The 22,219-nt window shown below is 70.9% G+C and carries 24 protein-coding genes; 7 read left to right on the plus strand and 17 right to left on the minus strand.

Translation table 11 applies throughout. The features are described 5' to 3' along the window. Nucleotides 1–23 precede the first annotated feature (23 nt). The 4 genes from PSEJ31_RS0114225 to PSEJ31_RS0114240 are packed head-to-tail and all read right to left on the minus strand — an operon-like array spanning nucleotide 24 to nucleotide 2,735. Nucleotides 24–653 (minus strand): PilX N-terminal domain-containing pilus assembly protein, encoded by a 630-nt coding sequence (locus PSEJ31_RS0114225; RefSeq protein WP_028915830.1) that lies wholly within the window; start codon nucleotides 651–653, stop codon nucleotides 24–26. Then, nucleotides 650–1,645: a PilW family protein gene (locus PSEJ31_RS0114230; protein ID WP_028915831.1), complete on the minus strand. Its 996-nt coding sequence runs from the start codon at nucleotides 1,643–1,645 to the stop codon at nucleotides 650–652. The genes PSEJ31_RS0114225 and PSEJ31_RS0114230 overlap by 4 nt, the downstream gene beginning before the upstream one ends. Continuing rightward, nucleotides 1,642–2,208 carry a type IV pilus modification protein PilV gene (pilV, locus tag PSEJ31_RS0114235; protein WP_028915832.1) on the minus strand — a complete coding sequence of 189 codons (567 nt, stop codon included), beginning with the start codon at nucleotides 2,206–2,208 and terminating at the stop codon, nucleotides 1,642–1,644. The genes PSEJ31_RS0114230 and pilV overlap by 4 nt, the downstream gene beginning before the upstream one ends. Further along, complete coding sequence (locus PSEJ31_RS0114240; RefSeq protein WP_019397736.1) at nucleotides 2,205–2,735, minus strand: GspH/FimT family pseudopilin; 531 nt, start codon at nucleotides 2,733–2,735, stop codon at nucleotides 2,205–2,207. Before PSEJ31_RS0114240 ends, pilV begins: the two co-directional genes overlap by 4 nt. Before the next feature lie 182 nt (nucleotides 2,736–2,917). Between PSEJ31_RS0114240 and PSEJ31_RS0114245 the strand changes: the two genes are divergently transcribed. Further along, nucleotides 2,918–3,991, plus strand: coding sequence for a histidine kinase (locus tag PSEJ31_RS0114245; protein WP_051403774.1), 1,074 nt, complete (start codon nucleotides 2,918–2,920; stop codon nucleotides 3,989–3,991). On the opposite strand, the gene ppnN is transcribed toward PSEJ31_RS0114245, so the two are convergent. The 5 genes from ppnN to grxD all read right to left on the minus strand — a co-directional run bounded on the left by ppnN (nucleotide 3,973) and on the right by grxD (nucleotide 10,527). Beyond that, nucleotides 3,973–5,355, minus strand: coding sequence for a nucleotide 5'-monophosphate nucleosidase PpnN (ppnN, locus tag PSEJ31_RS0114250; RefSeq protein WP_028915834.1), 1,383 nt, complete (start codon nucleotides 5,353–5,355; stop codon nucleotides 3,973–3,975). The two genes, PSEJ31_RS0114245 and ppnN, sit on opposite strands and share 19 nt — an antisense overlap. Nucleotides 5,356–5,480: 125 nt before the next feature. Next, nucleotides 5,481–8,636 carry a carboxypeptidase regulatory-like domain-containing protein gene (locus PSEJ31_RS0114255; RefSeq protein ID WP_232211034.1) on the minus strand — a complete coding sequence of 1,052 codons (3,156 nt, stop codon included), beginning with the start codon at nucleotides 8,634–8,636 and terminating at the stop codon, nucleotides 5,481–5,483. A 219-nt stretch (nucleotides 8,637–8,855) separates the two neighbouring features. Continuing rightward, a complete protein-coding gene (locus PSEJ31_RS0114260) occupies nucleotides 8,856–9,455 on the minus strand; it encodes a YhgN family NAAT transporter (RefSeq protein ID WP_019397740.1) in 600 nt (199 codons plus the stop codon). Next, a complete protein-coding gene (locus PSEJ31_RS0114265; RefSeq protein WP_028915836.1) occupies nucleotides 9,452–10,210 on the minus strand; it encodes an SDR family NAD(P)-dependent oxidoreductase in 759 nt (252 codons plus the stop codon). Before PSEJ31_RS0114265 ends, PSEJ31_RS0114260 begins: the two co-directional genes overlap by 4 nt. Then, nucleotides 10,207–10,527 (minus strand): Grx4 family monothiol glutaredoxin, encoded by a 321-nt coding sequence (grxD, locus tag PSEJ31_RS0114270; protein WP_019397742.1) that lies wholly within the window; start codon nucleotides 10,525–10,527, stop codon nucleotides 10,207–10,209. The genes PSEJ31_RS0114265 and grxD overlap by 4 nt, the downstream gene beginning before the upstream one ends. A 109-nt stretch (nucleotides 10,528–10,636) precedes the next feature. Between grxD and PSEJ31_RS0114275 the strand changes: the two genes are divergently transcribed. After that, nucleotides 10,637–11,212, plus strand: a complete 576-nt coding sequence (locus tag PSEJ31_RS0114275; protein ID WP_019397743.1) for a Fe-Mn family superoxide dismutase — start codon at nucleotides 10,637–10,639, stop codon at nucleotides 11,210–11,212. A 16-nt stretch (nucleotides 11,213–11,228) separates the two neighbouring features. Here the strand turns inward: PSEJ31_RS0114275 and PSEJ31_RS0114280 are convergent, their stop codons facing one another. Both PSEJ31_RS0114280 and purE read right to left on the minus strand, forming a co-directional pair. Then, entirely contained in the window at nucleotides 11,229–12,380 is a 1,152-nt protein-coding gene (locus PSEJ31_RS0114280; protein ID WP_037035329.1) for a 5-(carboxyamino)imidazole ribonucleotide synthase, read from the minus strand. A 10-nt stretch (nucleotides 12,381–12,390) separates the two neighbouring features. Next, nucleotides 12,391–12,915, minus strand: a complete 525-nt coding sequence (gene purE, locus PSEJ31_RS0114285) for a 5-(carboxyamino)imidazole ribonucleotide mutase (RefSeq protein ID WP_019397745.1) — start codon at nucleotides 12,913–12,915, stop codon at nucleotides 12,391–12,393. Between the two features lie 57 nt (nucleotides 12,916–12,972). Between purE and PSEJ31_RS0114290 the strand changes: the two genes are divergently transcribed. The 4 genes from PSEJ31_RS0114290 (at nucleotide 12,973) to PSEJ31_RS0114305 (ending at nucleotide 15,633) form a co-directional block, all read left to right on the plus strand. Further along, nucleotides 12,973–13,242 carry a Trm112 family protein gene (locus PSEJ31_RS0114290; RefSeq protein WP_019397746.1) on the plus strand — a complete coding sequence of 90 codons (270 nt, stop codon included), beginning with the start codon at nucleotides 12,973–12,975 and terminating at the stop codon, nucleotides 13,240–13,242. After that, nucleotides 13,239–14,111 (plus strand): carboxylating nicotinate-nucleotide diphosphorylase, encoded by an 873-nt coding sequence (nadC, locus tag PSEJ31_RS0114295; RefSeq protein ID WP_028915838.1) that lies wholly within the window; start codon nucleotides 13,239–13,241, stop codon nucleotides 14,109–14,111. Before PSEJ31_RS0114290 ends, nadC begins: the two co-directional genes overlap by 4 nt. Before the next feature lie 62 nt (nucleotides 14,112–14,173). Next, on the plus strand, nucleotides 14,174–15,241 hold the full coding sequence (locus PSEJ31_RS0114300) for a DUF2272 domain-containing protein (protein ID WP_028915839.1): 1,068 nt from the start codon (nucleotides 14,174–14,176) through the stop codon (nucleotides 15,239–15,241). 38 nt (nucleotides 15,242–15,279) lie between these two features. After that, nucleotides 15,280–15,633: a DUF3301 domain-containing protein gene (locus PSEJ31_RS0114305; RefSeq protein ID WP_019397749.1), complete on the plus strand. Its 354-nt coding sequence runs from the start codon at nucleotides 15,280–15,282 to the stop codon at nucleotides 15,631–15,633. A 39-nt stretch (nucleotides 15,634–15,672) separates the two neighbouring features. On the opposite strand, the gene PSEJ31_RS0114310 is transcribed toward PSEJ31_RS0114305, so the two are convergent. The 6 genes from PSEJ31_RS0114310 to PSEJ31_RS0114335 form a co-directional block, all read right to left on the minus strand. Beyond that, a complete protein-coding gene (locus PSEJ31_RS0114310; RefSeq protein WP_026010332.1) occupies nucleotides 15,673–16,113 on the minus strand; it encodes a ClpXP protease specificity-enhancing factor in 441 nt (146 codons plus the stop codon). Nucleotides 16,114–16,161: 48 nt separating this feature from the next. Next, nucleotides 16,162–16,797 carry a glutathione S-transferase N-terminal domain-containing protein gene (locus PSEJ31_RS0114315; protein ID WP_026010333.1) on the minus strand — a complete coding sequence of 212 codons (636 nt, stop codon included), beginning with the start codon at nucleotides 16,795–16,797 and terminating at the stop codon, nucleotides 16,162–16,164. Between the two features lie 153 nt (nucleotides 16,798–16,950). Then, nucleotides 16,951–17,694, minus strand: coding sequence for a cytochrome c1 (locus PSEJ31_RS0114320; protein ID WP_028915840.1), 744 nt, complete (start codon nucleotides 17,692–17,694; stop codon nucleotides 16,951–16,953). Next, complete coding sequence (locus PSEJ31_RS0114325) at nucleotides 17,687–18,946, minus strand: cytochrome bc complex cytochrome b subunit (RefSeq protein WP_028915841.1); 1,260 nt, start codon at nucleotides 18,944–18,946, stop codon at nucleotides 17,687–17,689. The genes PSEJ31_RS0114320 and PSEJ31_RS0114325 overlap by 8 nt, the downstream gene beginning before the upstream one ends. Nucleotides 18,947–18,949: 3 nt before the next feature. Further along, a complete protein-coding gene (gene petA / locus PSEJ31_RS0114330) occupies nucleotides 18,950–19,567 on the minus strand; it encodes a ubiquinol-cytochrome c reductase iron-sulfur subunit (protein WP_019397754.1) in 618 nt (205 codons plus the stop codon). A gap of 155 nt (nucleotides 19,568–19,722) precedes the next feature. Continuing rightward, nucleotides 19,723–20,619, minus strand: coding sequence for a lytic transglycosylase domain-containing protein (locus tag PSEJ31_RS0114335; RefSeq protein ID WP_028915842.1), 897 nt, complete (start codon nucleotides 20,617–20,619; stop codon nucleotides 19,723–19,725). Between the two features lie 124 nt (nucleotides 20,620–20,743). On the opposite strand from PSEJ31_RS0114335, the gene miaB reads away from it, so the two are divergent. Beyond that, the gene (miaB, locus tag PSEJ31_RS0114340) at nucleotides 20,744–22,189 is read left to right on the plus strand and encodes a tRNA (N6-isopentenyl adenosine(37)-C2)-methylthiotransferase MiaB (protein WP_125165327.1); all 1,446 of its coding nucleotides are present in this window, start codon (nucleotides 20,744–20,746) and stop codon (nucleotides 22,187–22,189) included. The last annotated feature ends 30 nt before the right edge of the window (nucleotides 22,190–22,219 follow it).

Raw genomic sequence — 22,219 nt, forward strand, 5'->3', positions numbered from 1 at the left:
GCGCAGCTGGCTCATCGAATTCATCACTTGGCCACCACGTTGGCTTGCAGCACGACCACGGCGCGATCCCCGTTCGTGGAGGGGTTGTGGCTGCGGGCAAAGATCCTGTACATGGCCTCCTGCACCACCGATCCGCCACCACCGCCGTACTGCATCGATCCGGCGCTGGAACCGAGGCCCAGTTCGTCATGGCTGTCACGCAAGCCCATGTACTGCACGTAGTACTGGGGCGCGCCGGCCGATTTGTTCCCGGTGCCTAGCTGGTCGGTCGCATTGAACCAGCAGTCGCTGGTCAGGCTGCTTCCTGTGCAGGTCGTTCCGCCGGTATACGCGGTCGCCGGCATCCCGCACTTGGAATCGTCGATCCCGGTGATGCCGCCCTTGGCCGGGTCGTTGCCGCACTTGATGCCGATCACCCAGCCGTTGCCATTGGCCACGACGGCGGCGCGGACCTTCTCTTCCGCCTCGCGCAGGGCCGACTCGGCCTGCTGGAAGGCAAGGCTGCGGTCGAACATGTTGGCGCTCATGCGCTCTTCCAGCAGGGTGCCGCGCAGCACCGCCAGGCCCAGCAGGGTCATGACCAGCAGCAGGACGAGCACGACGACCAGCGAAGCGCCGCGCTGGCGCGGGGGGAAGGCAAGGGGCTGTTTCATAGCACGCGGTTCCGCAGGGCGACGACGTTCTCGACGACGCGGGTGAGGTGCTGGCCACCGGTGCCCGTGCGCTCGGTTTCGCGCAGGACCAGGGTCATCCGCACGGCGCGCACGTTGCGCCAGTCGGCGGCGGTGGTCAGGACGGAGGCGCTCACGTACCCGGCATCGGTCAGGTAGTGGAACTGCAGGTTGGCCACGCCCTGCACCACTTCCTCGGCGGCGGCCCCGTTGACCTGGCGGTACAGGGAGTAGCCGTTGTCGGGGTTGCCGTCGGGGTCGCGCAGGAACCAGCGCACGCCCTGCAGGGAGATGACCGAGGAGAACTTGGGGAAGGCGTAGGCGGTGGCCGCGCCGGCGCAGGTGCCGGTGTTCGGCATCGGGAAGTAATCGCACGAGTTCGTGCCGGCGCCGGAGGCGAAGCTGAGGGAGCCGCCGGCCGTGCTGTCGCCATTGGCGCGGAACACGGCCAGCACGCGCATGTCGCAGATCATCACCGGGTCGCCGCTCTTGAACAGCGGGGTCGCCGGGGCGACGGTCACGCTGGTGGCGCCGGAGGCCAGGTCCGCGGTCAGGCCGCGGAGGTCGTCGCCGGGGCGCAGGATCTGGATCACGTCCGTGCCCGAGACGTGGGTCGGGCCGCCGTCCTCGAAGCCGTACAGCGGGTAGTCCACGGCCAGGTACCAGTCGGCGCCGTCCGGGGTGGCCGTGGCGGCGGCGGTGGTGATGTTGGCGGGCGCCAGGGTGGCGTCGCAGGGATTGGCGCCGGCCTCGCGGATGTCGCGCGAGAGCAGCTCGAACGCCACCTGCGCGCTCTCCTGGATGCGCGCCAGGTTCTGGGTGCTGCGGTAGGTCGCCTTGTTGGAGATGAACACGCCGATGGCCGCGCCGACCACCAGCAGGCCCAGCACCAGGGCGATCATCAGTTCGATCAGGCTCACGCCGGCCTGGCGGGCGCGCGCGGCGCCGCGGGGGATGCGGTTGACGGGTTTCATAGGGCGCTCACCGTGACGACCTGGCGGGTGGAACTGCCTTCGCCGGTCTCGCTTGCCTGGCCGCTCGCGTTGGCGGTACTGCCGCGGCTGTCGTCCCACTGGATGGTGACGGTGCAGGTGCCGCCGCCGACGGCATTGCCCGCGCAGGCAACGTTGGCGCAGGTGGTGGTGTCCCCGGCCTGGCCCATGCTGGTCTTGAGCGCGACCAGCCAGACGTTGAGCTCGCCCTGGGCGGACTGCTGGCCGGCCGGCAGCGAGGCGTCCGGGTTGGCCGGGGTGCACTGCATGCCGCTGGTGTTGTAGTAGCCGGCGATGGCGTTGGTGCGGTTGGCGCGCAGCACGTCGAGGATGGCGTAGGTCTGCATCACCGCCTGGGTGCGCTCCAGCGAGCTCTGGCCGTTGCGCAGGGCGGTGGCCTGCATCGCGGCGATGCCCAGCAGGCCGATCCCGAGGATCAGCACCGAGATCATCACCTCCAGCAGGCTCACGCCCGCCTGGCGGCGCCAGCGCGGGCCCGGCCGGCGCCCGGCACGCGCGCCGGCGGCGGTCTGGATCCGGATCATGGGCAGGCTCCCTGCGTGGTATGCGCCGCGGCAGTCACGTTCAGGCGGCTGCCGCCGGCCAGTTCCACCCGGCGCAGGTTCTCGCGCGGGCGGTTGGTCGGCATGCACACGGTGAAGGTGGTCGACAGCAGGCCGCCGCTGGAATTGCGGGCCAGGCCGTCGGGACGGAAGTCCACGCTGTTGACCCCGCTGGGGGTCTTGATCTTCAGCTGGCTCTTGACCGCGGTCGTGCGCAGCAGCTCCGGGGTCGCGCCGGAGGCCTGCACCACCCAGCCGGTCCATTCGCCGTTGCCGGTGGCACAGGTCGCGCCGTCGCTGCTGCGGCACAGGCGCACGGTGCGGTTGCGGCGCAGCGCCTCGGTGCGCGCCAGCTGGAGGTCGGCCACCAGCTCGTTGGCCTGGCTGGTCAGGCGGTTGCCGTTCATCACCACGGCGAAGTTGGGCACGGCCAGCGCGGCCACGATGGCCAGCACCGCCAGGGTGACCATCAGTTCGATCAGCGAGAAGCCCCCCGGCCGCGCACGCAAGCGGGTTCCGCGCCGCCGGACCAGTGGCCCATGCGAAGGATGCATGCCCGATTTCCCCAAGTTGGATGCAAACGCAACTTAGCGGAGCATGCCCGCAGCCTCTAGCCGCAACCGACGAGCGGCCCGAACCCGGGAACCAGCGGCGGCTCCCGCCGCCGCCCGTGGCAAGGCATCATGCCCGCATGCCCGCACCGTCCGGCCGCCCTGCCCCGCAACCCGATCCGCCGCTGGACGCGCTATGGCGCGCCCCGGCGATCGTCTGGGCGGTGGTCGCCGGCATGGGCGTGGCCGCCCTGCTGGCCATCGCCCAGCCGCCGCTGACCGACCGCTGGGTGTACTTCGGCCTGGCCTGCCTGATGGTGCAGTGGACCCTGCTGCTGGCCCTGGCCGCGCTATACCTGGTGCGTGGCCTGCTGGCCCGGCTGCGGCCGCTGCACGTGGCCGGGATCGCCCTGCTGCTGCTGGTGCTGTCCAGCTGGCTGGTGCACGCCATCGCCCAGGCGCTGGTGGCGCTGGTGGTGCCTGGTCCGGTGCCGCCGGGCTGGAGCCTGCCGCGCATGGCCGGCCTGACCCTGTGCGTGGGCCTGCTGGGCCTGGCCGTGTTCTACCACCATTGGCGCGCCACCCAGCTGGCGGTGCAGGCCAAGCAGGCGCAGCTGGAGGCGTTGCAGGCGCGGATCCGGCCGCACTTCCTGTTCAACACCCTCAACACCGGCGTGGCCCTGGTGCGCGAGCGCCCGGGCGAGGCCGAGCGCCTGCTGCTGGACCTGTCCGACCTGTTCCGCGCCGCCCTGGCCGGGCCACCGACGATCCCGCTGGAGGACGAACTGGCGCTGGCCCGCCGCTACCTGGAGATCGAGCAGCTGCGCTTCGGCCCGCGCCTGCAGGTGAAGTGGGAGGTGCCGGCGGTGCTGCCGGCGGTGCCGGTGCCGACCCTGTCGGTGCAGCCGCTGGTGGAGAACGCGATCCGCCACGGCATCGAGCGCTCGCCCCGCGGCGGCGAGGTGCGGATCGTGGTGGTCTCCACCGGTTCGGGCGTGCGGGTCACGGTCAGCAACAGCCTGCCGTCCGCGGCCGGGCCGGCCACCCACGGCCACCAGGTGGGGCTGAGCTCGGTGCGCGCGCGGGTGCAGGCGCTGACCGGCGACCGCGGCGGGGTGGAGACCCACGCCAGCGGCGGCCGCCACGTGGCGGTGCTGTACCTGCCCGCGCCCGGACCCGGGGCAGACGACCCGGCTCAGGCCACCACGCGGTAGCAGGGCCGGTACTCGCCGGCGATCTTCATCCGGCGCTGCTCGACGAAGGCGCGCAGCAGCCCGTCCAGGGCCTGCATCATGTCCGGCGCGCCGTGGATCTCGAACGGGCCGTGCTGCTCGATCCGGCGCATGCCCTCTTCCTTGACGTTGCCGGCGACGATGCCGGAGAAGGCGCGGCGCAGGTCCGCGGCCAGCGCCGAGGCCGGGCGCCCGTGGTGCAGGTCCAGCGCGGCCATGGCCTCGTGGGTGGGCACGAACGGGCGCTGGAACTCCAGCGGGATCGACAGGCCCCAGTTGAAGTAGAACGAGTCCTTGTGGGCGATGCGCGCCTCGCGCACCTGGCGGATGCCGGCGAACATCTTCTTCGCCACCTCCGGCGCGTCGCCGATCACGATCTCGTAGCGCGAGGTGGCCGCCTCGCCCAGGGTCAGGCGGATGAAGCGGTCGATCTGCTCGAAGTACGGCGCGGCGATGGTCGGGCCGGTGAAGATCAGCGGGAACGGCACGTGCGCGTTCTCCTCGCGCAGCAGGATGCCCAGCAGGTACAGGATTTCCTCGGCCGTGCCCACGCCGCCGGGGAACACGATGATGCCGTGGGCCATGCGCACGAACGCCTCGAGCCGCTTCTCGATGTCCGGCATGATCACCAGCTCGTTGACGATCGGGTTCGGCGACTCGGCGGCGATGATCCCCGGCTCGGTGATGCCGATGTAGCGGGTGTGGGTCTTGCGCTGCTTGGCGTGGGCGATGGTGGCGCCCTTCATCGGGCCCTTCATCGCGCCCGGGCCGCAGCCGGTGCAGATGTCCAGGCCGCGCAGGCCCAGCTCGTAGCCGACCTGCTTGGTGTACAGGTACTCGTCGCGCGAGATCGAGTGGCCGCCCCAGCACACCACCAGGTTGGGGTCGGCCGGGCGCAGCACGCGGGCGTTGCGCAGCAGGCCGAACACGGCGTCGGTGATACCCTCGGAGCTCTCCAGCTCGGTCGCGTACTCCGGGCCCAGCTCGATCGCGGTCCAGGCCAGGTCGCGGACCACCGCGAACAGCAGTTCGGCCACGCCGCGGATGATCTGGCCGTCGACGAAGGCCATCGCCGGCGCGTTCTGCAGGTCGATGCGGACGCCGCGGTCCTGCTGGGTGACCTGGATGTCGAAGTGCGGGTACAGGTCGCGCGCGGCGCGCGGGTCGTCGCTGGCGCTGCCGCTGGTCAGCACCGCCAGGGCGCAGCGCCGCAGCAGCTCGTGCATGCCGCCGCTGGAGGCGTCGCGCAACCGCGCCACCTCGGTCCGCGACAGCACGTCCAGCCCGCCGCGCGGGTAGATCCTGGCGTCCTGGACCGGGAGGGTGCTGGTGGCGGGCTCGTTCATCGGGGTCCTGCGAGTGTGGCAAACCGGTCGGCGACTCTAGCGCAGCCCCGGGCGCCGCACCACCGCGCAAAAGGAAACGGCCGGGTTGCCCCGGCCGTTTCCGTGTCACCTTGAAGCAGCAGCCATCAGAACTGGTACTTCAGGGTCAGCATGGCGCCCCAGCGGGACACCGCGCGGCTCGGCAGGCCCTTGCCATCGTACGGCACCAGCGAAGCGGTGTTCAGGCCGTAGATGTACTTGCCGTCGTCGGTGATGCCGTTGACGTAGGCCAGGCGGCGGGTGCTGTAACCGTTGTCGATGTAGTTGGTCACGCCCCAGTCCTTGTTGAGCAGGTTCAGGAAGTTGTAGATGTCCAGGCGGACGATCGACTTGTGCTCCCTGAAGAAGCCCGGCAGCTCCTGCTGGATCGACACGTCCAGCTGGTTCACCCAGGGCATCCGCGCGCCGTTGCGCTCCGCGATCTCGCCGCGGTGCTTGGACAGGTAGCGGTCGCCGTCGATGAACTTGTGGAAGGCCTCGATCTGCTCGGCGGTGGCGTTGCCGTAGCTGACGTACGGGTCGTTCTCGCGCAGCGGGATGTAGGCCAGGTCGTAGTTGGAGTCGCCGTCGCCGTTCACGTCGGTGCCGTAGGTCCAGCTGTACGGCATGCCGTCGTGGCCGTTGTAGAACGCGGTGATGCTGGTCTTGTAGTCACCGAAGAACGCGTGCTCCCAGCCCACGGCCAGCTTGACCTGGGTGGCGATGGTGCGGTCGGCGGTGCTGGAGACCACGTTCTCGTGGTCCACGCGGGCGACGTAGCTGTAGCCCGACGAGGCCTGCGAGCTGTTGCCCGGGTTCACTTCCTCGGCCTTGGTGAAGGTCGTGCTCAGGTTGGCGTACCAGCCGTCGCTGAACTTCTTGTCCAGGGCGAAGGTGATGGCGCGCGAGCCGCCCTTGTCGGTGTTGGTCAGCAGGGTCGAGTTGGTGGTGAACGCGCGGTTGCTGCCGTGGTTCTTGCCGCTGGCCGAGCTGCTGGTGGTGAAGCCGTTCACCCAGTACGAGGCGCGGCCGTCCGGCAGGGTGCCGTTCGGGGTGCCGATGTTCGGCGCCAGGTACAGGATCGCGTCCTTGTTCTTGATCCACTGCAGCTCGACGGTGGCGACCAGGTCCCACCACGGCAGGGCGGCGTCGAAGCCCAGGTTGGCCTTCCACGCGGTCGGCAGCTTGAAGTCCGGATCAAGCGTGTCGACGGCCATCTGCGGCGCCGAGCCGTTGCCCGGGACGTTCTGGTTGTACGGATCCGGGCTGAACGGGGCGGTGGCCGGGTTGGAGGTGTTGTACGCGTAGACGGTCAGGCCGTTGTTCTGGTACGGGTTGTTCAGCCACACCGCCGGCGGCTTGGTCTGGAACAGGCCGAAGCCACCGCGCACCTGCATGAACTGCTCCTCGTTCAGCAGGTAGTTGAAGGCCACGCGCGGCTGCACGACCTTGTTCCTGGAACCCAGGCGGTGGTTGTTGCGGTAGCCGAAGGCTTCCTCGAAGGCCGCGTTGTACAGCGGGGCGTGGTCTTCCTTCGGGATGTCGACGCGGACGCCGTAGGTCAGCGACAGCTTGTCGGTGGCCTGCCAGGTGTCCTGCACGAACGGGCTGAAGGTGCTGATGGTCACCGCGCCCGGGACGTCCTCCAGGCCGTAGCCCGGGGCCGGGGTGCGCAGGTCGTAGCGCGAGTAGTTGCAGGGGGTGCTGCCGTCGGCGCAGGCCAGGAAGTTGGCCAGCGTGAACTGGTACACGCCGTGCAGGTCGCGGCCGAACATGTTGTAGACGTCGTTCTCGACGTACTCGAAGCCGCCCTTGACGACGTGGTCGCCCAGGTACCAGTTGCCGAACAGCGAGGCGGTCAGCTTCTTGGTCGAGATCGCGTTCTCGTGGCGGTACTTGTCCTCGCCCAGGAAGATCGCCGGGCCGCTGGTGGCGGTGCCGGTGTAGACCTCCACGTGCGGCTGGTTGGTGAACGCGGCCGCCTCCTGGTCGAACTTCTGGTAGCTGATCTTGGCTTCGGTGCTGAAGTTCTCGGACCAGTCGCTGAACAGCTGCAGCGAGGTGTTCTCGGTCAGGCTGTCGTAGTTGTACCAGTGGCTGGACAGGACCACGCGGTTGCCCGACTGGTTGTACGGGTTCGGCTTGACCTCCTCGGTGCGCTGGTAGGTCAGGCTGGCGCGGTGGTAGTCGTTGATGTTCCAGTCCAGCTTGGCCAGGAAGCGCTCGTTCTCCAGGTCCATCGCGCCGATGTACGCGCCCGGGAACAGGCCCAGGCGGGTGGCGGCGTCGATCACGTCGTTGACCTGCTGCTGGGTCACGGCGCCGGTGCTAAGGCCGTCGGAGTCGGTGCCGCCGATCGCGGTCACTTCCTGCTTCTCGGCCGACACGAAGAAGAACAGCTTGTCCTTGACGATCGGGCCGCCCAGGGTGAAGCCCTTGGTGCTGTCCTTGTCGAAGCCGGTGTAGCGCTTGCCGTCGCGCTTGCCGATCATGCTGTCGGCATCCTTGAACGCGTAGTAGGCCGAGCCGTGCAGCTCGTTGGTGCCCGACTTGGTGACCGCGTTGATCTGCGCGCCGATGGTGCTGAAGGCCACGTCGTAGTCGGTGACGGCGATGTCGAACGCGGCGATGGTGTCGATCGAGATCGGCGAGCCGGTGTACGGCATGCCGTTGGCGTTCAGGCCGAAGGGGTCGCCCTGGGAGATGCCATCGACCTGGATCTCGTTGAAGCGGTTGTTCACGCCGGCGGCGGAGATGGCGCCGGTGCCGGCGTCGACCGACAGGCGCGGGTCGAGGCGGGCGAAGTCGTCCAGCGAGCGGTTGCCGGCGGCGGCGGTCTCGAGCTGGCGGCCGCTGATGGAGGTGCTGACGCCCTTGTTGTCCGGGTTGAAGGTGTCCAGCAGGCGCGACCCGGTGACCTGCACGGCGGCGATCTCGGTCACGTTGCCCAGGGCGGCGTTGACGGTGCCGACCTTGTTCAGCTCCAGGTACACGCCTTCCTCGGTCGTGGTGCCCTGGGCCGAAGTGATGGTGACGGTGTACGGGCCACCCGGGCGGAGGCCGCGCGCGGTGTAGCGGCCGTTGGCGTCGGTGGTGGCGCGGCTGACCGTGCCGGACTGGACGTGGACGATCGTCACCTCGGCGCCGGCGACCGGCTGGCCGCTGGTGGAGGTAACAGTACCGGCGACACCAGAGGAAGTGCTCTGGGCGAACGCAGGAGCAACAGCGAGGGCGGCGACCAGTCCAAGGGCGAGCTTGGACATCCGGGGTCGACGGTGATCGGTCATGGCTAAAGGCCTCGGGAGGGTGGCGGAAAAGTTTCAGCCCGAACAAGGGCTAATAGGATCAATGGCTTCCCCGCGCGCGGCGCTGCGCGCGGTTAACACTAGGTTAACATGGTAGGTGCGTACCGTGACGGTTTCATTACAAATTTCTACTGCGTCGCAGCATGGTTTGCGACGAAACCGCCGCCCGGCGACCGCTCAAGCGGCCGCCACCTGGGCCAGGTAGACGGCCACGCCGTCCAGCAGCATCTGCACCGAAATGGCCACCAGCAGCATGCCCATCAGGCGCTCGACCGCGGTCAGCGCGCGCCGGCCGAGCAGCCGGTAGAGGAACGGCGAGGCCAGCAGGATCGCGGCGGTCGCGGCCCAGGCCAGGAACAGCGCCAGGCTCCACTCCCACAGCCGGTCCGGCTCGCGGCTGCCCATCAGCATCACCGCGGCCATGCCCGAGGGGCCGGCCACCAGCGGGATCGCCAGCGGCACGATGAACGGCTCGCCGTCCGGGATCTCGCCCATCAGCCCTTCCGGGCGCGGGAAGATCATGCGGATGCCGATCAGGAACAGGACGATGCCGCCGGCGATGGAGACCGACTCCTGGCGCAGGTGCATCAGCTCCAGGGCGTACTTGCCGCACCACAGGAACAGCATCAGCACGGCCAGCGCGATCAGCAGCTCGCGCACCAGCACCTTGCGCTGGCGCTGCGGCGCCAGCGGCTTGAGCACGCTGAGGAACACCGGGACGTTGCCCAGCGGATCCAGGATCAGGAACAGCAGCAGGGCCGCGGACATGATGGTCATGCCGGCACCCCCTCCAGCCCGGCCAGCACCCGGCCGCGGTAGTCCCTGCCTGCGGCCGAGAGCAGCATGACGCAGCGCTCGGCATAGGCCTGCGGATCGCGCAGGTCGGCGGCCAGGTCGTCGGCGTAGGCGCGGGCGCGCAACGGGGTGCGCATCGGCCCCGGCTGCAGGCCGCAGACGCGCACCGGGTCGTTGGCCAGCTCGGCGGCCAGCATGCGCAGCAGCGCGTGCAGCCCGTGCTGGGCCACGCCGTAGCCGCCCCAGTACGCCTGCCCCACCCGCGCCGGGTCGTCCACCGCCAGCACCACCGCCGGGTCCGGCGCCTGGCGCAGCAGCGGCAGGCAGGCCTGCAGCAGCCACCACGGCGCGGTCAGGTTGACGTGGATGGCGCGGGCGAACTGGGCCGGGTCCTGGTGTTCCAGCGGCGTCAGGCCGCGGAACTCGGCGGCGCAGTGCAGGATGCCATCCAGCCGGCCCAGCTCGGCCTCGATGCGCCCGGCCAGCTCGGCGTAGTCGTCCGGCGTGGCGCCCTCCAGGTCCAGCGGGTACAGCAGCGGCTCCGGGCCCGCCGCGGCGACGGCGTCGTACACGCGGTTGAGCCGCGGCAGCTTGCGGCCCAGCAGGACCACGGTGGCGCCGGCTTCGGCGCAGGCACGGGAAGCCACGCTGCCCAGCCCGCCATGGGCACCGGCCACGAGCACGACACGACCTGCCAGCGGCCTTGGCGCCGCCACGGGAAGACCAACCAGGCTCATTGCGTCTGCGCTTCGCTGACCATCCGCTGCAGCTCGCCGGACTCCAGCAGCTCCAGGGTGATGTCGCAGCCGCCGATCAGCTCGCCGTGCAGGAACAGCTGCGGGAAGGTCGGCCAGTTGGAATAGCGCGGCAGGTTGGCGCGGATCTCCGGCTCCTCCAGCACGTTGACCGTGTGCAGGTCCTTGGCCCCGGCGGCCTGCAGGGCCTGCACCGCGCGGGCCGAGTACCCGCACATCGGGAACGCCGGAGTGCCCTTCATGAACAGCACGATTGGCCGGCTCTCGACCTCGGCCTGGATGCGATCCATCACCGCCATTGCGAGTCTCCTGACGCCGGGGCCTGGACGGCCGTCGGCTACACTGAAGTTGCAATTGTAATCCCAGCGCGGCCGCCCCGACGCCGCGCCTCCCCCGGAAAGTCCCCCGATGCCGTTCGAGTTGCCCGACCTGCCCTACGCGCGCACCGCGCTGGAGCCCCATGTTTCCGCCGCCGCGCTGGAAGCGCACCGTGGCGTGCACCGCGAGCATGTGGAGGCGCTCAACCGCCTGCTGCCGGGCTCCGGGCTGGAGGCGCTGGCGCTGCCGGAGCTGCTGCGCCGGGCCCAGGGCCGGCTGGCGGAGGCCGCCGCCGAGGCCTGGAACCACGCTTTCTACTGGAGCTGCATGTCGCCACGCGGCGGCGGCGAACCGCGCGGCGCGCTGGCCGACCTGCTGGCACGCCGCTACGGCAACCTCGCCGGCTTCCGCGCCGAGTTCGAGCGCATGGCCCTGGCCCAGCCCGGGCCCGGCTGGGCCTGGCTGGTGCAGCGCCCCGACGGCAGCCCCGGCATCCTGGTCACCCGCGGCGCCAGCACCCCGGCCACCGGCAGCGACACCCCGCTGCTGGCCTGCGACCTGTGGGAACACGCCTGGTGGATGGACCACCAGGACGACCGCGCCGCCTACCTGGCCGGCTTCTGGAAGGTGGTGGACTGGGAGGCCGTGGCCCGCCGCCTGCGCTGACCGGCCACGGCGCGGCTCAGCCGCGCAGCAGGGCCACGACCGGCACGACCTGCGCCTGCCGCTCCAGCGCCGCGCCGGCGGCCTCCAGCGCATCGGCCAGCGCGTGCGGCGTGTCGGCGCGGAAGGTGGCATGGCCGACCTTGCGCCCTGCGCGCGGCTCCTTGCCGTAGTCGTGCCAGTGGCCGCCGGCCTGGCCGAGCACGCCGGCCGCGTCCGGCATCGCGCCGATCCAGTTGAGCATGCAGGCATGGCCGCGCATCGCGGTGCTGCCCAGCGGCAGGCCCAGCACGGCGCGCAGGTGGTTCTCGAACTGCGAGGTCTCCGCGCCCTCGATCGTCCAGTGCCCGGAGTTGTGCACGCGCGGCGCCATTTCGTTGGCCAGCAGCTGGTCGCCGCGGCGGAACAGCTCCAGCGCGAACACGCCGACGTAGCCCAGCTTCTCCGCCAGCAGGCGGGCGTAGCGAAGCGCGGTGTCCTGCACCCGGGCCGGCACCGGCGCCGGCGCCAGGCTGGCCGAGAGCACGCCGTCGACATGCCAGTTGGCGGTCAGCGGCCAGGCGCGGAATTCGCCGTCGCGGCCGCGCACGGCAACCACGCTGACCTCGCCGTCGAACGGCACGAAGGCCTCGAGGATCAAGCCTACCCGCGCCGCCTGCGCGCCCAGCGCCTCCCAGGCGGCATCGGCGTCGGCGTGGCTGCGGATGCGGAACTGGCCCTTGCCGTCGTAGCCCAGGCGGCGGGTCTTGAGGATGCACGGCACGCCGACCTCGTCCAGCGCGCGCTCCAGCCCTTCGCGGCTGTCGACCGCGGCGAACGCCGGCACCGGGATGCCCAGTTCGCGGAACAGGGTCTTCTCGGCCAGGCGGTCCTGGGCCACGGCCAGCGCGTCCGGCGCCGGGAACACCGGCACCTTGCCGGCCAGGGCACGGGCACTGTCGGCCGGCACGTTCTCGAAATCGAAGGTGACCACGTCGACCTCGCCGGCCAGCGCCTGCAGCGCGGCGGCATCGTCGAACGCGGCGTTGAGCAGCGGCGCGCACTCGCCGGCGCAGGCGTCGGCGGCCGGGTCCAGCACCTTGAACTGCAGCCCCAGCGGCAGGCCGGCCAGCGCCATCATCCGCGCCAGCTGCCCGCCCCCGAGGATCCCCACGCGTTGGCGACGGCTCATGCGCGGCGACTCACTGCCGCGGGTCGTCATTGGCCATGACGTCCTCGGTCTGGCGCTGGCGGAAGGCTTCCAGCGCGCGGGCGATGTCCGGATGGTCGGCGGCCAGCATCGCCGCGGCGAACAGGCCGGCATTGGCGGCGCCGGCGTTGCCGATGGCGAAGGTCGCGACCGGGATGCCGGCCGGCATCTGCACGATCGACAGCAGCGAATCCAGGCCGTTGAGCGCGCGGCTCTGCACCGGCACGCCCAGCACCGGCACCGGGGTCTTGGAGGCGAGCATGCCCGGCAGGTGGGCCGCACCGCCGGCGCCGGCGATGATCGCGCGCAGGCCGCGCGCCTGGGCGCTGGCGGCGTACTCGAACAGCACGTCGGGGGTGCGATGCGCGGACACGACGCGGACTTCGTGCGGAACCCCGAGGGCCTCGAGCTTCTGCACGGCGTGCTGCATCGTCTCCCAGTCGGAGCGGGAACCCATCACGACGCCGACCAGGGGCGCGGCGGCGGTGGGCGCGGGCGGATTGGGCTGGGCTGGCATGGCCGTCCTCGGTGGCAAGGCCGTATTCTAGCCGCCTCCGCTCCCCGACCGAATGCCATGGACCGCAAGCTGCTCGACCTGCTCTGTTCGCCCGACACCCGCCAGCCGCTGGCCCTGCTGGAGTCGCGCGGGCTGGAAGCGCTCAACCGCGCCATCGCCGCCGGCCAGGTGAGCCGCGCCGACGGCACGCCGCAGCGCGAACCGCTGCGCGAGGCCCTGGTCACCCGCGACCGCCGCCACGTCTACCGGATCGAGGACGGCATCCCGGTGCTGCTGGTCGAGGAAGCCCTGGCCACGGCCCAGGTGGCCGACTTCCCGCCGGCATGAGCCGGCCGGACCTGCTCCCGCCCCCGGAAGCGGTGGTGCTGGAGGACGTGCGCCGCGCCCTGGCCGAGGACATCGGCGACGGCGACGCCACCGCCGCCCTGCTGCCGGACCAGCCCGAGCGGGCCTACCTGCTGTGCAAGGAAGACGCGGTCGTCGCCGGCCGCCCCTGGTTCGAGGCCACGCACCGCGTGCTCGACCCGCAGGTCCGCATCGAATGGCACGTGGCCGAGGGCCAGCGCGTGGCCGCCGGCACCGTGCTGGCCGTCCTGCATGGCCGCACCCGGGCGCTGGTGAGCGCCGAGCGTACCTCGCTCAACTTCATGCAGACCCTCAGCGGCACCGCCACGGTGACGGCCCGTTACGTCGAGGCCGTGCGCGGCACCGGCACCACCATCCTCGATACCCGCAAGACCCTGCCCGGCCTGCGCCAGGCGCAGAAGTACGCGGTGCGCGCCGGCGGCGGCGGCAACCACCGCATGGGCCTGTACGACGCGGTGATGCTCAAGGAGAACCACGTGCGCGTGGCCGGTTCGGTCGGCGCCGCGATCCAGGCCGCGCGGGCGGCGCGGCCCGACCTGCCGCTGATCGTCGAGGTCGAAACCCTGGACGAGCTGCGCGAGGCGCTGGAAGCCGGCTGCGACCGCATCCTGGTCGACGACTTCGACGCCGCCACCCGCCGCGAGGCGGTGCGCATCGCCCGCTCGGCGCCGTTCGCCGGCCGCATCCCGCTGGAGGTCTCCGGCAGCGTCGGCCTCGAAGGCCTGCGCGCGATCGCCGAGGACGGCGTGGACTTCATTTCCATCGGCGCCCTGACCAAGCACGTGCGCGCGGTGGACCTGTCGCTCAAGCTCGGCCCGCCGCCCGCCTGAGCCGCGGTCACGCCGCGCCCACCGCCAGCGGCTAACCTCGGGGCCACGGGAAAGGAGTCCGCATGCGCCCCAACCTCCCCTGCCTGATCCTGCTCGCCCTGGCCGGGCTGCTCCTGGCCCCGGCGCCGGCCCGCGCCGCGGTCGAGGCCTGCGACCTGCCACCGCGCTATGGCGTCGAGCGCACCGCTGCTGCGGTGGCCCGGGTCGCCTGCCAGGAGTACCGGCTGTGGTACCGGCCCTTCATCGACAGCGAGGGCCGGGTGATCGCGCTGGCCCTGGGCGAAGGCGACCGCACCCGGCTCGCGGACGATGCCACCCCGGCCTGGCAGCAGGTCGCGCGCTACTGGCGCGAGAGCGGCACCCTGGCGCAGATGGGCGCGCTTCCCGGCGCCACCAGCTGCTTCCTGCCGCCGGGCGACCGCCACTACGACAGCGACTGCCGCGCCTTCCTGCTCGACCACCCCTGGTCGGCGGCGTTCATCTCCTGGGTCGTGCGCCGCGCCGGGGTGCCGAACTTCGCTGCCTCGCCGCGGCACATGGACTACATCGCCCAGGCCTACCGCGATCCGGAGCACAGCCCGTACCGCTACGCCGATCCGTTCGCGGACAAGCCCGCGCCGGGCGACCTGCTGTGCTTCCTGCGCGGGAACGACGAGGGCCGGGGCGCCGCGGGACTGCGCGCCGGCCTGTCCGGCAGCGGGCCACTGCCGCGGCAGTCGCACTGCGAGGTGGTGGTCGCGGCCAATCCCGGCGGCGACCGCACCCTCTATTCGATCGGCGGCAACGTGCTCAATTCCGTGGTGATGCGCCAGCTGCCGCTGGATCGCACCGGACGCCTGGAGCGCAGCGTCGCCGGCCTTGTCGGCGCCGGCCAGACCGCCGGCGCCGACTACGACGGCACCATGCCCGCGGCCGCCTGCGGCCCCGCCCGCCCGGAGGCCTGCAGCCTCAACCGGCGCGACTGGGCGGTGCTGCTGAAACTGCGGACGCAGGCGGAACTGGATGCGCTGTGGTCCGGCGCCCCGCCGGTGCCGGCAACGCCCGCACCGGCACCGGCGGCTGGACCGGAACCCGTTGCCGCGCCCGCATCCGGATCCACGCCACCGGACGCCACCGCGGACGGCGACTGACCGGTGCGCACGCGGCGGCGCTGGGCTAGAGTCCGCGCATGCCCAGCCTGATCCTGCTGATGATTGCCGGCGCCGCGATGGTCGCGTTCTGGAACGCGGCGCGCGCGGCGGCCGAACGCGCCGAGGCCCTCGGCCGCGATGCCTGCGCCGCCGCCGGCGTGCAATGGCTGGACCACAGCGTGCACGCCGCCGGCCTGCGCCTGTACCGGCGCGAGGACGGCTGGCTTGGCCTGGAGCGCACCTTCCGCTTCGACTATTCGCACGACGGCACCGACCGCCACAGCGGACGGCTGGTGCTGCGCGGCGGGCGCCTGGTGTCGTTCACCGGGCCCTCGTCCGGGGCCACGGTCGTTCCCCTGCCTGCGCGCGGCCGCGCCGGCCTGCAGGACTGAAACGGCCGCGCCGGCCAAGGGCCGGCGCGTGCATCGGGCTTACTTGACCACCCGCAGGTGCGGGCGCTTGCCGGCCGGCGGCGGTTCCGGCGCCGGGGGCGTGTCGTCCGGGCCGTCGTGCTCGTCGCTCGCCGCATCGGGTGGCAGGCCGGTGTCCTCGGGCAGGACCATGCCCTGCCCGGTCTCGCGCGCGTACACCGCCAGCACCGCGCTGACCGGCACGCTGACCGGCTGGCTGACGCCACCGAAGCGCGCGGTGAAGCCGATCCAGGCGTTGTCGATGTGCAGGCCGACCACGGCGCGGTCGGCGATGTTGAGCACCACCTTGCCGTCGCGCACCGCACCCGGCGGCACCTGGACCCCCGGCACCGACGCATCCACCAGGATGTGCGGGGTCATGCCGTTGTCGTTGATCCACTCGGTGAGCGCCCGCAGCAGGTACGGACGGTAGGAGGTCATGCGGGGGACGTCGTCGCTCATGCGGACAGTCTACGCGACCGCGGCGGCCGGGGGCCGCCGCGGCGCCGTTCAGACCGGAAGGTCGCGCAGCTTCCGTTCCTGCTCGGTGAGGCTGCGGGCGAAACCGGGGTTGCGGAAGATGCGGTTGCCGTAGTCCTCGATGGCCTTGCCGTCCTTCGGCAGCGGCACGTCCAGCGCCGGCAGGCGCCAGATGATCGGGGCCATGGCGCAGTCGGCCAGGCTCATCTCGGGGTTGAGGAAGAACTTGCTGGCCTTGAACAGCGGCAGCGACTCGGTCAGCAGCTCGCGCAGGCGCTTGCGGCCGGCCTCGGCCTGCTGCTTGTTGCCCAGCTGGATGGCCTGCACCTGCGGCACCCAGTCGTGCTCGATGCGCAGCATCGCCAGGCGCAGGCGCGCGCGCGACAGCGGGTCCACCGGCATCAGCGGCGGGTGCGGGTAGCGCTCGTCCAGGTATTCGCTGACCACCGAGGCGGCGTACAGCACCAGCTCGCGCTCCACCAGGGTGGGCACCGAGTGGTAGGGGTTGAGGTGGATCAGGTCCTCGGGCGGGTTCTGGGCATCCACCGCCACCAGGTCGTAGGTCACGCCCTTGGCCGCCAGGACCAGGCGTACTCGATGACACAGGACGTCATCGACGGAGGAAAACAAAGTCAGGGTATTGCGCATGCGCACGCTCGCTGCCATCTGGGCCTCCGACGACCGGGCTCCGCCGGTCGCACCAACGCCGGCGGCCCCTCGCCGCCGGTCGTGATAATCCCCCGAGTGTGCCGTTCCGGCGCCAAAAAGCGCAAGGCCGGGGGAGACCCGGCCTTGGCTGCGAACCCTGGAGGGGGGACCTCAGTGCACGTCCCGCCAGTATTCCTGCTTGAGCAGGTAGGCCAGGAACGAGAGCACCACCAGGAACAGGATCACCCAGATGCCGATGGCCTGGCGCTTGAGCGCAGCCGGCTCGCCGGCGTACTCCAGGAAGTTGGTGATGTCGCGCACCGCCTGGTCGAACTCCTGGGTGCTCACCTTGCCCGGGGAGGTCACCACCAGCCGCTCCGGATGGCGCTCGCCCGCCTCGTCCGGCTCGCCGTACTCGGCGTGCTGCAGGCCCTGCAGCTCCCACAGCGGGTTGGGCATGGAGACGTTCGGGAACAGCTTGTTGTTCCAGCCCAGCGGGCGGGTCTCGTCCAGGTAGAAGGACTTGAGGTAGGTGTACAGCCAGTCGGTGCCGCGCACGCGCGAGATCAGGCTCAGGTCCGGCGGCATCTTGCCGAACCACTTCTCGGCGTCCGCCGGGGCCAGCGCGACGTGGATCTGCTCGCCGTACTTGGCGCCGGTGAAGTTGAGGTTCTGCATCACCTCTTCTTCGGTCAGGCCGAGGTCCTCGCCCATGCGCGAGTAGCGCAGGTACTTCAGCGAGTGGCAGCCGGAGCAGTAGTTCATGTACAGCGCCGCGCCGCGCTGCAGCGAGGCGCGGTCGGACAGGTCGTTGCCGGCCTGCTGCAGCTGGCCGCCGGAGGCGGCCAGCGCGGAGGCCGAGGACAGCAGCCCGATCGCGGCCGAAGCCAGGAGTGCAATCCACTTCTTAGTCATGCGTCGTCACCCGTTCCGGCACCGGCTTGGTCTTGTCGATCTTGGTCCAGATCGGCATGGTCAGGAAGAACAGGAAGTAGTAGGCGGTCAGGAAGCGGCCGACGATGGTCTCGACCGGATCCGTGCCCGGGCCGGCGCCGATCTTGCCCAGCCACACGAAGCTGAAGGCGAAGCCCAGCAGCAGCGCCCAGGACAGCACGCCGCGGTAGCGGTAGGACTTGGCCCTGGAGCGGTCCAGCCACGGCACCGCGAACAGGATCGCGATCGCGCCGAACATCACCAGCACGCCGCCGAGCTTGTCCGGGACCACGCGCAGCATCGCGTAGAAGGGCGTGTAGTACCACACCGGCTTGATGTGTTCCGGGGTGACCAGCCTGTTGGCCTCGGTGAAGTTGTCGTGCTCGAGGAACCAGCCGCCAAACGCCGGGGCGAAGAAGATGATGAAGGCCGCCACCAGCAGCATCAGGCACACGTAGAAGGTGTCCTTCACCGTGTAGTACGGGTGGAACGGCACGCCGTCGGCCGGCGCGGTGGGCGACCAGCGGTTGCCCTTCGGGCCCTTCTTGATCTCCACGCCGTCGGGGTTGTTGGAACCGACCTCGTGCAGCGCGCCCAGGTGCAGCACGACCAGCAGCAGCAGCACCAGCGGCAGCGCGATCACGTGCAGGGCGAAGAAGCGGTTGAGGGTGGCGTCGGAGGGCAGGTAGTCGCCCATGATCCACTCGGTCAGGCCGTTGCCGATCACCGGGATCGCGCCGAACAGCGAGATGATCACCTTGGCGCCCCAGAACGACATCTGGCCCCACGGCAGCACGTAGCCCATGAAGGCCTCGGCCATCAGCACCAGGTAGATCAGCATGCCGAGGATCCACACCAGCTCGCGCGGCTTCTGGTACGAGCCGTACATCAGGCCGCGGAACATGTGCAGGTAGACGACGATGAAGAACAGCGAGGCGCCGGTGCTGTGCATGTACCGGATCAGCCAGCCCCACTCGACGTCGCGCATGATGTACTCGACCGAGGCGAAGGCTTCCGCCGCGCTGGTCTTGAAGTGCATCGTCAGGAAGATGCCGGTCACGATCTGGTTGACCAGCACCACCAGCGACAGCACGCCGAAGATGTACCAGATGTTGAAGTTCTTCGGCGCGTAGTACTCGGACATGTGCTTCCGGTACATCGGCGCCAGGGCCGGCGCGCGCGCGTTGACCCAGTCCATCACGCCGGTGGCGGCGCGGGTGAAGATGTTGGCCATGGCTTATGCCCCCTGCGGATCGACGCCGATGACGATGGTGTTGTCGTCGGCGTAGTGGTGCGGCGGCACGACCAGGTTGGTCGGCGCCGGCACGCCCTGGAACACGCGCCCGGCCATGTCGAAGCGGGACTTGTGGCACGGGCAGAAGTAGCCGCCCTTCCACTCCGGGTCGTACGGCTCGGGCTTGATCTCGGCGGCCATCTCCGGCGAGCAGCCCAGGTGGGTGCACAGGCCCACCAGCACCGAGATCTCGGGCTTGAGCGAGCGCAGCACCGGGTTGGCCTGGCGCACGTACTCCGGCTGCTGGTCCGGATTCTCCGACTGCGGGTCGCGCAGGCGGCCGTCCAGCGTAGGCAGTGCGTCGAGCACGGCCTTGGAACGCTTGACGATCCAGATCGGCTGGCCGCGCCACTCCAGGATCAGCCGCTGGCCCTCCTGCAGGGCACTGATGTCGGCGGTCACCGGGGCGCCGGCCAGCTTGGCCCGGGCGCTCGGGTTCCACGACTTGATGAACGGCACTGCGGCGAAACCGGCGCCCACGGCCCCCACCACGGCGGTGGTGGCGGTCAGGAACCGGCGTCGGCCCGTGTTCACGGGCGCTTGGACCTCATCGTTGGCCATCCGGCACTCCGAAAATCTTCAGCTGGTAGCGTTGGCTGCCCGCGACCATGGCTGGTCGCAAAAGACAGGGAAGTGTAACGGAACGCTTAATGGGCCGACAATGGCGGCCTGTCCCTCGCATGCTGCGTCCCGGTCGCATGCCCGTCCCCGCGGACTCAGCGCGCCGCCAGCACGCCGCGGTAGCGCTCGGCCAGCACGCCCACGCGCTGCACGTAGCGCTGGGTCTCGCTGTACGGCGGCACCCCGTTGTAGCGGTCCACCGCGCCCTCGCCGGCGTTGTACCCGGCCGCGGCCAGGGTCAGGTCGCCGTTGTAGCGCTTCAGCAGCCAGGCCAGGTACTGGGTCCCGCCGCGGATGTTCTGGCGCGCGTCGAAGCTGTCGCTGACCCCGAAGCGCTGGGCGGTGGCCGGCATCAGCTGCATCAGTCCCTGGGCACCGGCGTGCGACAGCGCCATCGGGTTGAAGGCCGATTCGGCGTGGATCACCGCCCGCACCACCGCTTCCTCCACCCCGAACTCGCGCGCGGCCGCGCCGATCTCGTCGCGGTAGGCGTCGGTGTTCAGGCGCACGGTGGCGAAGCTCACCCCCGGCTGGACCGCGCAGGCGTAGCAGGTCTCCATGAAGCTGTAGGCCACCGCGCGCACGCCGCTGGCGCCGGAACCGCGGGCCGGGGGCCGGCTGCTGAAGTGGCGCACCCCGTCCTTGACGTAGGAATAAACCTGGCCGCTGACCCGGCGCCGGGGCGGCGTGGCCGCGGTCGCGGGGCTGGCAGCGGATGCCGGGGTGGTGATGGCCGCCGGGACCAGGGTGGCCGGTGCGGCAGCCGTACTGGCCGTACTGGCCGGGGCGGCCGCGGGCGGCGCGGCGGGCCTGGGGCTGCGGCGATCGGGCGTGAAATGGCTGGCCACGGCGCAACGGGCGCCGGGCACGCGCTTGGTCACGTAGCTGGATACACCGTCACTGCCGACGCACCGGTATACGGTGCCCGCGCTGGCCGGAAGCGCAGCCAGCCCGAGCAGCAGCAGGACGGCTGCCTTCCCCAGGTTCCCCATGGGCCGGGAGTATCCCGGCTGCCGGCCGCCTTGCCAAGTCGCGGGCCGGCAAACCGGGGCGCCGGTCCGGCTTCGCGGCTACAATGCCGGCCCCTGCCCGCCTGGATTAACCGCCATGACCGGGATGACCGCCACGCCGGAGCGCGCTCCGGACGCCGCCATCGCGCCCGCCACCACCCCCGCCCCGTCCCTGGTCCCGCTGCCGGGCGCCGCCCCGCGCGCCATTCCCGGCGGGGCCCCCGGCAAGCTCTACATCAAGACCCACGGGTGCCAGATGAACGAGTACGACTCGGCCCGCATGGCCGACGTGCTCGCCGAGCACGAGGGCCTGGAACTGACCGACAACCCGGAGGAGGCCGACGTCGTCCTGGTCAACACCTGCTCGATCCGCGAGAAGGCCCAGGAGAAGGTGTTCAGCCAGCTCGGCCGCTGGAAGGCGCTCAAGGACGGCGGCCGCGACGTGATCATTGGCGTCGGCGGCTGCGTGGCCTCGCAGGAAGGCGAGGCGATCATCCGCCGCGCGCCCTACGTGGACCTGGTGTTCGGTCCGCAGACCCTGCACCGCCTGCCGGAGCTGATCCGCGCCCGGCGCGAGCAGAAGCGCCCGCAGGTGGACATCTCCTTCCCGGAGATCGAGAAGTTCGACCGCCTGCCCGAGCCGCGCGCCGAAGGCCCCAGCGCCTTCGTCTCGATCATGGAGGGCTGCTCCAAGTACTGCAGCTTCTGCGTGGTGCCCTACACCCGCGGCACCGAGGTCAGCCGCCCGTTCGAGGACGTGCTGGTCGAGGTCGCGCAGCTGGCCGCCCAGGGCGTGCGCGAGATCAACCTGCTGGGCCAGAACGTCAACGCCTACCGCGGGCCGATGGGCGAAGGCACGGACGAAGTCGCCGACCTTGGCCTGCTGATCCGCACCATCGCCCAGATCGAGGGCATCGGCCGCATCCGCTTCACCACCTCGCACCCGCTGGAGTTCTCCGACTCGCTGGTGGAGGCCTACCGCGACGTGCCGCAGCTGGCCAACTACCTGCACCTGCCGGTGCAGTCCGGCAGCGACCGCATCCTCAGCGCGATGAAGCGCGGCTACACCGCGCTGGAGTTCAAGCAGAAGATCCGCAAGCTGCGCGCGGTGCGCCCGGACATCTCGATCAGCTCGGACTTCATCGTCGGCTTCCCCGGCGAGACCGACGCGGACTTCGAGAAGACCATGAAGCTGATCGAGGACGTGGGCTTCGACCAGAGCTTCTCCTTCATCTATTCGCGCCGCCCCGGCACCCCGGCCGCGGACCTGCCCGACGACGTCAGCGACGAGGTCAAGCATGCGCGCCTGGCGCACCTGCAGGCCACGATCAACGCCAATGCCGCGCGCATCTCCGGGGCCATGGTCGGCACGGTGCAGAAGGTGCTGGTGGAAGGCCCGTCGAAGAAGGACCCGGCCGAGCTGACCGGCAAGACCGAGAACATGCGCTCGGTGAACTTCCCCGGCAATCCGCGCCTGGTCGGCCAGTTCGTGGACGTGCGCATCACCGCGGCCCTGACCAACTCGCTGCGCGGCGAGGTGGTGGTGGCCTGAGGCCTCTGGCGCGGCGGCCCGTCCGCCGGC

Source organism: Pseudoxanthomonas sp. J31 (assembly GCF_000510725.1).
Classification (GTDB): Bacteria; Pseudomonadota; Gammaproteobacteria; order Xanthomonadales; family Xanthomonadaceae; genus Pseudoxanthomonas.